The following is a 12,167-nucleotide window of genomic DNA, read 5'->3' as shown; positions in this document are numbered from 1 at the left end:
TCTTAAGTTGTTCTCTGCAAAGCCTGTAGTAAGTGGCGTTTTGCAGGGGCCTAAGGATATAGAAAGGCTTAGCTCGGCACAATGCGCTGCGGAACTGCATTGAAATAGGGATATTCCGGTAACGGAAGCTTATATTTGAGTTTGTTCTCCCTATCCAATTGGATTTCTCGGCATGAAAAAACTTCTTCTCGTTTTTACTATATTTCTCGCTGCTACTACCCTCACTCAGGCTCAAACTCCCGTACAAAAGGTGTACGGCGCAGTGGTTAAGAACAAAGCTGCCGATGTAGACGCCTTGTTGGCAGCCGGAGCTGATGTAAATGCCCCGGTAGAGATGATGCCCGGCTTCCCGACTACCTTTCTGATCATTGCAGCCGGCAATGGGCAGTTGGAAATTGTGAAGACCCTGGTTAAGCATAAGGCGCAGATAGACAAACCCGACAGCTTCAATGCCACTGCCCTGATGGCCGCCGCCGCCAACGGCAGCCTCGATGTAGTGGAGTTTCTGCTGGCAAATGGGGCCAACCCCAAGGCTAAAGACAAGGATGGCAAGGATGTACTAGCCAGCGCCAAGGAAAGCGGCAACGCTGAGGTGGTTAAGTTGATTCAGGCCAAAGCCAAGTAAGCATTACGTAGTAACAGCAGCGCCCTACCCCTCTAATGAAGGGTAGGGCGCTGCTGTTTTAGTACGGCAGGAAGTGGTGCTTAACGTAGTTTTTCCTGGAAAAAGGCCAGTGTAAGGGACCAGGCTTCGGCGGCGGCTTGCGGGTGGTAGCTGGGGCGCTCATCGCAGTGGAACCCGTGGTCAGCGTAGGAAATGACGGTGTTGATGTAAGGCTTGGCGGCAGCGTCTACGGCCTCAATTACTTCGGCAATCTTCTCCTTGCTGATGTGCTGATCCTGCCCACCCCAGAAAAACAGGTGGGGCGCGTGCAAGTCAGCGGCGCGGTCTTTCAGCAGGTGGGTACCGCCGCCGTAATATGATATAGCTGCTGCAAGGGGTAGGACGGCATTTGCCAGAAACGACAGCCGCCCGCCCAGGCAAAACCCAATGCTACCTACTTTCTCTGTTACGTTGGGCTGGGCCCGCAGCCAGTCGTAGCAGGCCTGCACATCGGTGGCCACGCCTTCTGGGGTTATGGCATTGTAGTGCGGCATGGCGCTGGCGAAGTCGGAATAGGGTATTTCCAGCCCCGGCTCGGCCGTACGGTGGAACACTTCGGGGGCAATAACTACGTAGCCGGCCTGGGCCAGCCGGTCGGCTACGTTGCGGATGTGGCCGTTCACGCCAAAGGCTTCCTGTAGCAGAATAATGCCGGGGTGCCGACCTTCAGCGGACGGGAAAGCGGTGTAGGCATTGAACTGGGTGTTGTCGGAAGCGGTAAGCGAAACGGCGTTGGGGTAGCTCATACTGGTGAGATGGTGAGTTTTCTATTCTGGCAGTGGTGGTGCGGTCAAACCGTTTGTACTACCAAGTCAGGTAGGATTAGTTCTGAAAGCGCTGAATTCTTGACGAAAAGTACCGTCAGACGTCAAATTCGCTATTTCACAACCTTACCACTTTTCCTACCCCCGCAGTTGTAGCAAACGCACGATGAGGCCGGTCCAGCCGGTTTGGTGGTTGGCCCCGAGGCCGTAGCCGGTGTCGCCGTGGAAGTACTCGTGGAAGAGCAGGTAGTCCTTGAAGTGAGGGTCCTTCTGCAATAACTCATTATTACCAAAGGCGGGGCGGTGGCCGTGCTCATCCTTGAGCAGAAGCTTGGTCAGTCGCCCAGCCAGGGCGGCGGCTACCTCCTGCAACGTCAGCAAAGTGCCCGAGCCGGTAGGGTACTCAATCTGAAACTTGCTGTCGTAGTAGAAGTGGTACCGCTGCAACGACTCGATGATGAGGTAGTTGATGGGAAACCAGATGGGCCCGCGCCAGTTGCTGTTGCCCCCAAACATGCTGCTTTCGGCCTCGCCCGGCACGTAGTGCACCTCGAAGTTCTCTTCCTCAGTACTGAACACATAAGGGCGCTCTAAGTGGTAGCGCGACATGGCCCGGATGCCGTATTCCGACAGAAACTCGGTTTCATCGAGCATGCGGGTAAGAAGCTTTTTGAGGCGGGAGCGGCGCAGCAGGCCCAGCAGGTGACGGGCACCCTTACCGGGGTCTTCCCAACGGGCTACCAACTTGGCCAAGTGGGGCCGACTTTCCAGCAACCAGCGCGCCCGGGCGGTAAACTCGGGCATGGCATCCAGCAGCGCCTGGTCCACCACCTCCACCGCAAACAGCGGAATCAGGCCCACAATGGAGCGCACTTTCAGCTTGATGCGCTCCTCGTCGGGGGTGTGCAGCACGTCGTAATAAAAGCCGTCTTCTTCATCCCAGAGGTTAAACAGGCCGTCGCCGCCACGGGTCATGGCATCGGCAATGTAGAGGAAGTGCTCGAAGAATTTGCTGGCCATTTCCTGGTATACGGGGTTGGTGCGGGCCAACTCCAGAGCCATGCGCATCATGTTCAAAGCAAACATGGCCATCCAGCTCGTACCATCCGACTGCTCAATGTAGCCACCAGTCGGCAGCGGGGCCGAGCGGTCGAACACCCCAATGTTGTCCAGCCCCAGGAAGCCGCCCTCGAAGATGTTCCGCTCACTTTTGTCTTTGCGGTTTACCCACCAAGTGAAGTTGAGAGCCAGCTTATGAAATACGGCCTCTAGGAAAGCGGTGTCGCCTTGGTCGCCGCGCAGCTTCTTATCCATTTTATACACGCGCCAGGTAGCCCAGGCGTGTACGGGTGGGTTCACGTCGGAGAAATTCCACTCGTAGGCCGGCAGTTGGCCGTTGGGGTGCATGTACCAGTCTTTAGTAAGCAGGCGCAACTGGCTTTTGGCAAACTCGGCATCCAGGATAGCCAGCGGAATGCAGTGAAACGCCAGGTCCCAGGCCGCGTACCAGGGGTACTCCCACTTGTCGGGCATGGAAATGATGTCCTGATTTTGCAAGTGGCCCCACTGCCGGTTGCGGCCTTTGCGGCGCTCGGGCGGGGGCGTAGCCACAGCTGGGTCGCCTTCCATCCACTGGGTGACATCGTAATAATAAAACTGCTTGCTCCAGAGCATGCCGGCAAAGGCCTGGCGCTGCACATTGCGGGCATCGGGGTCGGGCGGCAGGTTCTCCTGGAGGCAGTCGTAGAACTCGTCAGCGTCGCGCCGGCGGGCCGCGAAGATGTGGTCAAAGTCCAGAAACGGCTCGGGGCAGGCCGGCTGCCGCAGCCGCAGCCGCACCACCTGCGACTGGCCCGGCTGCAGAGTGAGGTAGTACTGGGCGGCCATTTTGGTGCCTTGCTGCTCAGCATTAATGGCGTCTACCTTGCCATCGATGATATAGTCGTTGATGCCATCCTTGAAGTGCAGACCATCGGCAGGTAGGTTATAGAGGCGGGCGCCGTTGGTTTCGTTTTCGCAGAAGAGCAGCTGGGGAGTTTGGTCGCAGAAGAGGTGGTAGGCACCCAGGGACGGGTGCTCGGCCAGGGCAGTGCCGGGCTCCAGCTCGCGCACCACGGGGCGGGTATCGTCGTAGCCCCAGCTCCAGGTGTTGCGGAACCAAAGCTGGGGTAGCACCTGCACCGAGGCGCGCTTAGGCCCGCGGTTGTGCACCGTTATCTGAATCAGGATGTCATCGGGGCCGGCCTTGGCGTACTCAATAAACACATCGAAGTAGCGCCCCTTGCTGAAGATGCCCGTGTCGAGCAGCTCGTACTCAGACTGCTCACGGGTACGGCGGGCATTTTCCTTCACTAGCTTCCGGTACGGAAATGCCCGTTGCGGATACTTGTAAAGCATCTTCATATAGGAGTGCGTGGGGGTGCTGTCGAGGTAGTAGTACAGCTCCTTCACGTCCTCGCCGTGGTTGCCCTGCCCGTTGGTGAGGCCAAACAGGCGCTCCTTCAGAATTTCGTCTTTCCCATTCCAAAGGGCCACACCAAAGCACAGCAGCTGCTTATCGTCGGAAATGCCGCCCAGGCCTTCCTCGCCCCAGCGGTAGGCCTTGCTGCGGGCCATGTCATGAGTAATGTAGTCCCAAGCATTGCCTTCGGCCGAATAATCTTCGCGCACCGTGCCCCACTGGCGCTCGGTGAGGTAGGGGCCAAACTTTTTCCAGGGGGCGGTGTGCGTATTCGTTTCTGCGAGGCGTAGTTGTTCCTGCGTCATAGAGTAGTAGCTCGGGGCTCCTGAAATTTCCAGAAGTAGCATGTGGCGAGTACCCCCGGGCCGTTGCGCCCAGGCCGACAACCGGCTCTGGAGCCGTGTCTGCAGGTGAATTTGTCTCGCCGAGTGAGCTTTGCCCTACTCTATTTTAACTGCTATGGTTGCTACTGAGGAGGTAGCACAAGGACCTTAGCATACTTTTACCCTACTCCTTTCTTGCAGCTTACCCTTGGCGGCCGCACCTACCCTTCGTGATTTTTCTAAAGGGTAACCCTACCTCTGCAGGCTTGCACTGCCTACCCTACTTTGCCGCCTCAATCTCGGCTACGGCCTGCGCTACCAGCGTGGATGCCTGCGCAGCGTTCGGGCGGCTTGCCTGCTGCTGCCGGATTTGCTGAAGCAGTTCAATGAGGGGTTTTGCAACGCCGTAGGGCTTGAATTGTACTCCCATATCCTTGATGCGTGTAATGCCTTGGGTGAGGGCCGTAGGGTCATCGAGGCGGCCTAGCATCGCACCAAAGCCAGACATCATGTTGAAGCGGTTGTTGGTGTCAGCGGCATCAAACTTAGCCAGCACCGAAGGCCACTGCGCCGGGCCGCCCGCTTGGCCGTACACCAGCACCATCGCCACCGTCAGGGCGCCTTTGTTATCGGCCTCGAAAGCAATAGCGCGGGCCAGGGCCTGCGCAGGTTGCAAGGCGGCCAGTCCTTGCAGGGCCGCCCCCTGCACTCGGTACGATTGACTATTCAGGGCTTTGGTAAATAGCTTCGTGTAGCGTTTCTGCTTCAGGCTACCCAGCGCCACTAGGGCCGCGGCTTGCACCTGCACCGATGGGTCGGAGGTAGCGAGCCGGGCCAAAATGGGCGTGGCAGCCTTGCGAAGTGTGTCATTTTTGAGGTTGAGCTGCTCTATGGCTAGCCCGCGTAACACATCCGACTTGTCTTGCAGGCCCATGATTAGGATTTTTTGGGCCAGAGGATCGGAAAGCTGATTTTGAGTGGCCACCAGGGCTTCGCGCCGGTCGAGGAAGGTAGCGGCGTGGCGGTATTGGTAATCAAACTCGGCCAGGGACTTATTATCCTTCTTTTCCCAGACCAAGGTTTTCTGCGCATCTACATTCACCAGCTCCGGGCGGGTAGGCGCCGGAAAGTACAGCGTATCGATGGCGTGGCGCAGGGTAGCGGGGTAGCGCCGGGCACGACCGTTGGAGTACACATCTACCTGCAGTGGCAGCACGAAGGGCGCGCCGGGCTGAGTTTGGCGTACTACCACAACCTGCCGCTTAAGGGCAGCATCCCACTGATAATCAATAGCAACAACAGGATGACCGGCACGGTAGTACCATTGATTGAAAAACCAGTTCAAGTCCTGACCTGAGGCTTCTTCCAGGGCCAGCCGTAACTGCTGCGCCTCGCCGGTCCCGAAGGCGTTGCGGGTTAAGTACGTTTTCAGCCCCGCAAAAAACACGTCTTCGCCCAGGTAAGAGCGTAGCATGTTCAGAATGCTACCCCCTTTCTGGTAGCTAACCCCATCAAACATATCTTCCTTATCGGCATACTGGAAGCGCACCAGTGGCTTTTGGGAGTTGCCGGGGCCGCGCAGGTAAATGCGCAGATTACGATGGGCCTGGGCCGCGCCGGCGTCGGGGCCGTACTCGTGCTCGGCCCACAATACCTCGCTGAAGTTAGCAAACGACTCGTTTACGGTCAGGTTACTCCAACTCTCACACGTTACCAAGTCACCAAACCAGTGATGGAACAGCTCGTGAGCAATTTCGCGCTCCACGCCCGCGTATTCCCAGTCCAGCAGCTCGCGGGCCGTGCCTTGGGCCTGCTCACCAAACAAAGAAGCCGTGGTGTTCTCCATGGCGCCGGCCACGTACTCGCGGCCCACTAATTGGGCGTATTTACTCCACGGAAAATCGACGCCGAGGCGCTGAGAGAAGAACTCCAGCATGCGCGGCGTTTTGCCAAAAATGGCGCGCGACTGAGCGGCATACTGCGGCTCGAGGTAGTAGCTCACTTCCTTGCCGCGCCATGTGTCCTTGGTAATCCGGAAGTCGCCCACGGCCAGCATGAACAGGTAAGGCGCGTGAGGCTGGTCCATTTTCCAGGTGTCGCGGCGCAGGCCCGGACCGGCTGCTTCCTGGCTTGCTAGCAGTCCGTTGCTGAGCGTCACGTACTTGGCGGGCACCGTCAGGCTGATTTCAGAAGTCGATTTCTGGTTGGGCCTATCGATGGTCGGAAACCAGGCCGAGCTACCCTCCGTTTCGCCTTGGGTCCATATCTGCACCGGCTTGCCCGCCACAGTGCTATCGGGGTTGATAAAGTAAAGACCTTTCGCGCCGGTAATAGCGTCGCTGCCTTTCACTTGCAGCTCATCGGGCTTGGCCGTGTACTCAATGTAAATAGTGTATTTCTCGCCTACCGGTACCATTCGCCCCAAGCGTATTGCCAGTTGCCACCCGTTGTACTGGTACTTCAGGGGCAGCGGCGTATCGCCCCGTACCAAGGCTACCGCTTTAATATCCATGCCCTTAACATCAAGCCGCAAGGAATCAGTAGGGTAGCTGTGGGGCTTGAGCGTCAGCCACGCCTTGCCATAGGCATATCGTTTGGCGTAGTCAAAGCGCAGATCCAGCTTGGTATGTACCAGGGAGTTGACCTTGCGTTCCTCGGCACGGTAGGCAGGTGTTTGCGCTTGGAGAGCGGGTTGCTGAGCCGCGGCTACCGTCGTGAATAGCAGGCCTACAAGTAACGGGAATAGGTTTCTCATCAGACACAAGGTATAGATACTTGTGCCAGATAGATGGTGGTAGAAAGAGAATGGTTGCTTTCAACCCAGAGAAGGGCTTCTCTGAGTTACTACCCTGCTAAGCTTACTGAATCACCTTTCACAAAGCCAGTCTACCCCCTACCCCACTACAAACGTGCGCATGCTCATGCCCCCGAAGCTGACTTCCTCGTAGGCGTGGCGGATATCATCATCGCGCTCGGCCAAGGCTAGGCTGTAGAGCATCGGGATGTAGTGGTCGGGGGTGGGCACGGAGAGCGGGCCGCTGGCGCCGGCCTGCTGATAGTGGGCCAGGGCGTGCAGGTCGCGCTGGTCTATTTTGGCTTTGGCCCAGGCGTCGAATTCCGTGGCCCAGGCATGGGGCCGGGCATCGTTCTGCATGAAGTTGGGCATGCTCTGGCGCAGGTTGTGCACGATGTTGCCGCTGCCCAGAATCAGCACGCCGCGGCGGCGCAGAAACTGCAGCTGTCGGGCCAGTCCAGCGTGGTAGGTAATGGGCTTGTAGTAGTCAATGCTGAGCTGGAACACCGGAATATCGGCTTCGGGGAAGATGTGGTGCAGCACCGTCCAGGTGCCGTGGTCGAGGCCCCACTCATCGGTGGGGTGGGCATCGGGCAGGGCCTGCAGCACCTCGCGGGCCACATCGGGCGCGCCGGGCGCGGGGTACTGCATATCAAATAGCTCCTGCGGGAAGCCGCCGAAATCATGGATGGTTTCGGGCCGCTCGTTCACGGCCACGAAGGTGCCGCGCGTAAGCCAGTGCGCCGACACTACCAGCACCGCGCGCGGAGGCTGGAGGTTGCGAATGTCGCGCCCCAGTTGGTGCAGAGTTTGGGTGAACGGGTTATCGGCCAGGGCATTCATGGGCGAGCCGTGGCCGGCGAAGAGCACGGGCATCTTGGCGGTTTGCTGGAAGGAGCTGGCGGTTTTATGGAGGTCTTGCAAGGAGTTCATAGCAGTAGCGAAGGGTAGCACGGTCAGGGCTTTGAGGAAGTCTTTGCGGTGCAAGCGGTTTGTAATAGTTACCTAACAAAAGTACCCCGGCTTGGATAGCACTTCCTTGATGTAGGGTAAGAAATGGAAGCGTATAGGATATATTGCTTCTATCGGCAAGCGTCTAACATAACTCAGAACGTCATGTCGAGCCTGTCGAGACATCTCGCGTGCGCCGCTTGGTTAGTACCACAACATCAGCACGCGAGATGTCTCGGCTAGCTCGACATGACGTTCAGTTTATTTCTTGCAGTTTGCATTCTTCTACTCCCTACCCCCTATGGAATTCAAACTAGCCGGCTTAGAAGATATCGACGGCGTGCTGGCTCTGCACCGGAAATACCAGCTTGCTACCATTGCCGAGGAGGATAAGGCCGATGGTTTCGTGACTACCGCCTTCACCCGCGAGCAACTCATCCAGCTGATTGAGCAGGAACAGGGCCTATCCATTGCCACGCATCAGGGGCAGGTGGTGGCGTACGTCATGGCTGCAAGCTGGCAGTTTTGGGCGGAGTGGCCAATTTTCTCCTACATGATAGCGCAGCTACCCACGCTGACCTACGCCGGCCGGCAGCTCAGCACCGAGAATTCCTACCAGTACGGCCCCGTCTGCCTCGACAAAGCCTACCGGGGTAGTGGCCTGCTGGAACGGATTTTTGACTTCTCGCGGGAGCAGATGGCCCCGCGCTATCCGGTACTGGTCACGTTCATCAACCGCATTAACACCCGTTCCTACGCCGCCCACACTCAGAAACTGGGGCTGGAGGTTATCCAGGAGTTTGAGTTCAACGGCAACCAGTACTTAGAGCTGGCCTGCCAAACCACGAAAAGTCGGAATAGCCAGCCCATCTAATGAGCGTCATGCCTGTCTGTGGCGACGCGTCTTTACCGCCTCCGTTGCATCCCCTCATAAACGTCATTCCGAGCTGGTCGAGGAATCTCGTGTGTTGATGTCTGATTACAACCACAACGTCAGCACACGAGATTCCTCGACCAGTTCGGAATGACCGCCTAGCGCAGGCGCGATGCTCATGCAAGGAGAAAGGTATCACAGGGTGAAGCTCAATAGGTTGAGCTAAGAGGGCATCTGAAGTGGCCGGAGCGCAGAACTTTCGGCAACTTGCGGGCCTGTTCTGCTCCTACCCCACCCGTCCCGCCCAAGCCTTCATGTCCCGCATTTTACCTACCCTGGTGGTGGCGCAGTTTTTCTGCACCTCCCTGTGGTTTGCCGGCAACGCTGTTGCCCCCGATGTAGCTGCTCAACTACACCTGCCGCCCGGCTTCGTGGCTACCCTTACCAGCGCCGTGCAACTGGGCTTTATTGCTGGCACGCTCACCTTCGCCCTGCTGGCCGTGGCCGACCGGTTTTCGCCCTCACGGGTATTTTTCATCAGTGCTCTGCTGGCCGCTACCTGCAACCTGGGCGTCAACCTCAGCGGCATTGGGGCTGCGGAGCTGCTGATGCTGCGGTTTCTGACGGGGTTTTTCCTGGCGGGCATTTACCCGGTGGGCATGAAAATAGCCGCCGACTACTTCGAGGCCGGATTGGGCCGGTCGTTGGGGTTTCTGGTGGGGGCGCTGGTGCTGGGCACGGCCTTTCCGCACTTGCTTCGGGCTGCTGCCACCCAGTTGCCGTGGCAGTACGTGACGGTGGCCACCTCGGGGTTGGCGGTGCTGGGCGGGGTAGGGCTGGTGCTGCTGGTGCCCGATGGGCCCTACCGCCGCGCAGGGCAGCAACTTCAACTCACGGCATTTCTGACGGGGTTCCGGGAGCCGGAGTTTCGGGCGGCGGCGTTGGGCTACTTCGGGCACATGTGGGAGCTCTACACGTTCTGGGCCTTCGTGCCGGTGTTGCTGGCGGCCTACAACCGCCTGCACCCCGGCGCGGAGCTGCCGGTGCCCCTGCTCTCGTTCTTAATTATTGGGGTAGGCAGCCTGGCCTGCGTGGGCAGCGGGCTCCTCTCGCAACGGCTGGGGCCGCGCCCGGTAGCTACGGCGGCACTGGCTTTGTCGGGGGTGTGCTGCGTGGGGTCGCCGCTGGTGCTGGGGAGCGGCTCGGTGGCGCTGCTGCTGGGGTTTCTGTTTTTCTGGGGGGTAGTGGTGGTGGCCGATTCGCCGCTGTTTTCTACGCTGGTGGCCCAGCACGCACCGGCGGCCTCGCGGGGTACCTTGCTCACTATCGTCAACTGCCTGGGCTTCGCCCTCACCATTGCCAGCATTCAGCTTACCGGCCTGCTGGCCCGCAGCCTGCCCCCACAGTATTTGCTGCTGCCGCTGGCCGTGGGCCCGGCGCTGGGGCTGTTGGCACTGCTAAAAGCCAAGAGCACTTAGCAGCGGTAAAGCAAGAGTCAGGTTAGTTACCGTACTTACGAAGTATATCATTTATACGCTATACTTCACAACATGAAAGCACTACCCGGCTTCGCATTGGTTGCTGCCTCGCTCCTATCATGCAACCCCAATACAGCACAAAAAGAATCAGCGCCGACCTCCAAGGCAATAACCGGCACCTGGCAGCTCATTAAAAGCACTATCATCGAAAAAGGCGATACAACCTCTACTGATTACACGAAAAACAAAAAGATATCCTTCGTAAAAATCATCAACGACACCCATTTTTCTTTTTTACAGCACGACGTGAATAAGGGCAAGGACTCTGCTGTGTTCGTGGCGGGCGGAGGTCGTTATTCCCTTACTGGCAGTGCTTACACAGAGCACCTCGAATATTGCAGCGCCCGGGATTGGGAAAACAACGACTTCACCTTTACCGTCGCCATCAAGAACGACACCCTGGTTCAGCGAGGCATAGAAAAGGTAGAAGCCAGCGGAATAAACCGAATCAATATTGAGCAATATGCCAGGGTAAAATAAAGGCCTCATTTGCTTTCCTACCGCCGAAAGCGACCTGAACAGCTGGGGCTACACTCTATTGCGCCAGGGTGACCAACAGAAAGCCCTAGAAGTATTCAAGCTCAACACGGTGCTCCACCCCGAGAGCGGCAACGCCTTCGACAGCCTCGCCGAAGCCTACCTCACCTCCGGCAACAAAGAGCTGGCAAGGTCAATTACAAGAAGTCAGTGGAATTGAATCCCAAGAGTATGAATGCGACGGAAGTGTTGAAGAGGTTATAGCTAAATCATTAGCAGCCTACTATATTGCCGATATTCTAAGCTCAACTCAGAGCTATGCCATCATTAATCTATATATGTTAGAAGAGAACAGCGTTTCCTTATTTGATGGAAACACTCTAGAGTTACATTATTGGTTTGAAGATGGCACTCATACAATGGATGCTGTAGTTCAAAATAGATGTGAGCACGAATTTCTTAGTTTTATAAAAACTATATCAGCTTCTTTGGGTGCTTACGTTAACATAGAAACTGAGCCTTTAGCAGAAGGAGGAATAAGAAGGTGGTTCAAAATAGTTTATGATCAAGAGAATAAAAAATCTACAATTTTAGCAGCTGTAATAACAGCTCTTGCATTAAATATATTCACAACACCTATACAAAAAACGATAGAAAAAGTTGTTGATAACATCTTTGAAGATGAGGAGCTTAAGACATTAGAGAAGGATAAATTAAAGCTAGAGATAGAAAAATTAAGACAAGAAACCAGAGAAAGCAACGCATATTATATACAAAATAATATAATCAAAAAGAGAAGATCTAATTTCTATGAATTACTAGGAAATTATCCTAAGGTTAGTAAAATATCTTTAACTCTTGAAGATAACAGCAAGAGGCCTTTGCTACCTGAGAAAACAATTTATAGAGAAAACTTTAGTGAATATATTTTAGAAAGCAGTGAATTAGAGCCTATCGAGTTAGACAATGAAACGATTGAAATTATATCACCAGTCCTCAAGAAAGGCAACTATAAATGGATGGGCATCTACAAGGATACACCTATCTCATTTAACATGAAATCTAACGAATTCAAAAATTTAGTTCAGACTGGGCTTATTCAGTTCAAAAACGGAACATCCATCAATTGCCTGTTAGTAATCAACAGAAGATTAGACAATGATGGTATAGAAAGAATTACGAGCTATGACATTATTAGAGTTAATAAATATTTTGAGAATTCAAAACCTATAGAAACTCCTGAAGGAAAGAAGCATAGACAGAAGAAGGAGGCAGATAGACAACAATTAAATTTGTTTGCAAGCAATAACGATTAGAAACA

Annotated in this window: 9 protein-coding genes; 5 read left to right on the top strand and 4 right to left on the bottom strand. The window is 55.6% G+C overall.

The window, feature by feature from the left end:
* Window positions 1-172: 172 nt before the first annotated feature.
* Window positions 173-625, top strand: a complete 453-nt coding sequence (locus DNI29_RS11210; protein ID WP_110978188.1) for an ankyrin repeat domain-containing protein — start codon at window positions 173-175, stop codon at window positions 623-625.
* Window positions 626-705: 80 nt separating this feature from the next.
* Here DNI29_RS11210 and DNI29_RS11205 read toward each other — a convergent pair whose 3' ends face one another.
* The 4 genes from DNI29_RS11205 to ygiD all read right to left on the bottom strand — a co-directional run bounded on the left by DNI29_RS11205 (window position 706) and on the right by ygiD (window position 7,993).
* Window positions 706-1,410: a dienelactone hydrolase family protein gene (locus tag DNI29_RS11205; RefSeq protein ID WP_110978187.1), complete on the bottom strand. Its 705-nt coding sequence runs from the start codon at window positions 1,408-1,410 to the stop codon at window positions 706-708.
* A 156-nt stretch (window positions 1,411-1,566) separates the two neighbouring features.
* Window positions 1,567-4,194 carry an MGH1-like glycoside hydrolase domain-containing protein gene (locus DNI29_RS11200; RefSeq protein ID WP_110978186.1) on the bottom strand — a complete coding sequence of 876 codons (2,628 nt, stop codon included), beginning with the start codon at window positions 4,192-4,194 and terminating at the stop codon, window positions 1,567-1,569.
* Between the two features lie 298 nt (window positions 4,195-4,492).
* A complete protein-coding gene (locus tag DNI29_RS11195) occupies window positions 4,493-6,967 on the bottom strand; it encodes a M1 family metallopeptidase (protein ID WP_110978185.1) in 2,475 nt (824 codons plus the stop codon).
* Between the two features lie 138 nt (window positions 6,968-7,105).
* Window positions 7,106-7,993 carry a 4,5-DOPA-extradiol-dioxygenase gene (gene ygiD, locus DNI29_RS11190; RefSeq protein ID WP_202910428.1) on the bottom strand — a complete coding sequence of 296 codons (888 nt, stop codon included), beginning with the start codon at window positions 7,991-7,993 and terminating at the stop codon, window positions 7,106-7,108.
* Window positions 7,994-8,258: 265 nt separating this feature from the next.
* On the opposite strand from ygiD, the gene DNI29_RS11185 reads away from it, so the two are divergent.
* The 4 genes from DNI29_RS11185 (at window position 8,259) to DNI29_RS11170 (ending at window position 12,162) form a co-directional block, all read left to right on the top strand.
* Window positions 8,259-8,831: a GNAT family acetyltransferase gene (locus DNI29_RS11185; protein WP_110978184.1), complete on the top strand. Its 573-nt coding sequence runs from the start codon at window positions 8,259-8,261 to the stop codon at window positions 8,829-8,831.
* Window positions 8,832-9,145: 314 nt separating this feature from the next.
* On the top strand, window positions 9,146-10,309 hold the full coding sequence (locus DNI29_RS11180) for an MFS transporter (RefSeq protein ID WP_110978271.1): 1,164 nt from the start codon (window positions 9,146-9,148) through the stop codon (window positions 10,307-10,309).
* Between the two features lie 72 nt (window positions 10,310-10,381).
* On the top strand, window positions 10,382-10,849 hold the full coding sequence (locus DNI29_RS11175; RefSeq protein WP_110978183.1) for a lipocalin-like domain-containing protein: 468 nt from the start codon (window positions 10,382-10,384) through the stop codon (window positions 10,847-10,849).
* 335 nt (window positions 10,850-11,184) lie between these two features.
* Window positions 11,185-12,162 carry a hypothetical protein gene (locus DNI29_RS11170; protein WP_110978182.1) on the top strand — a complete coding sequence of 326 codons (978 nt, stop codon included), beginning with the start codon at window positions 11,185-11,187 and terminating at the stop codon, window positions 12,160-12,162.
* The last annotated feature ends 5 nt before the right edge of the window (window positions 12,163-12,167 follow it).

Origin of the sequence: Hymenobacter sediminis, assembly GCF_003231285.1 — a bacterium.
In the GTDB taxonomy this organism is placed as follows: domain Bacteria; phylum Bacteroidota; class Bacteroidia; order Cytophagales; family Hymenobacteraceae; genus Hymenobacter; species Hymenobacter sediminis.
The sequence above is the reverse complement of the archived record's forward strand: the minus strand, read 5'-3'. Positions and strand labels throughout refer to the sequence as shown.

What these genes read in the sequence shown, in the direction of transcription:
- DNI29_RS11180 (WP_110978271.1), top strand. Translation starts at nt 9,146, where the DNA reads ATGTCCCGCATTTTACCTACCCTGGTGGTGGCGCAGTTTTTCTGCACC.
- DNI29_RS11170 (WP_110978182.1), top strand. Translation starts at nt 11,185, where the DNA reads ATGTTAGAAGAGAACAGCGTTTCCTTATTTGATGGAAACACTCTAGAG.
- DNI29_RS11205 (WP_110978187.1), bottom strand. Translation starts at nt 1,410, where the DNA reads ATGAGCTACCCCAACGCCGTTTCGCTTACCGCTTCCGACAACACCCAG.
- DNI29_RS11185 (WP_110978184.1), top strand. Translation starts at nt 8,259, where the DNA reads ATGGAATTCAAACTAGCCGGCTTAGAAGATATCGACGGCGTGCTGGCT.
- DNI29_RS11195 (WP_110978185.1), bottom strand. Translation starts at nt 6,967, where the DNA reads ATGAGAAACCTATTCCCGTTACTTGTAGGCCTGCTATTCACGACGGTA.
- DNI29_RS11175 (WP_110978183.1), top strand. Translation starts at nt 10,382, where the DNA reads ATGAAAGCACTACCCGGCTTCGCATTGGTTGCTGCCTCGCTCCTATCA.
- DNI29_RS11200 (WP_110978186.1), bottom strand. Translation starts at nt 4,194, where the DNA reads ATGACGCAGGAACAACTACGCCTCGCAGAAACGAATACGCACACCGCC.
- DNI29_RS11210 (WP_110978188.1), top strand. Translation starts at nt 173, where the DNA reads ATGAAAAAACTTCTTCTCGTTTTTACTATATTTCTCGCTGCTACTACC.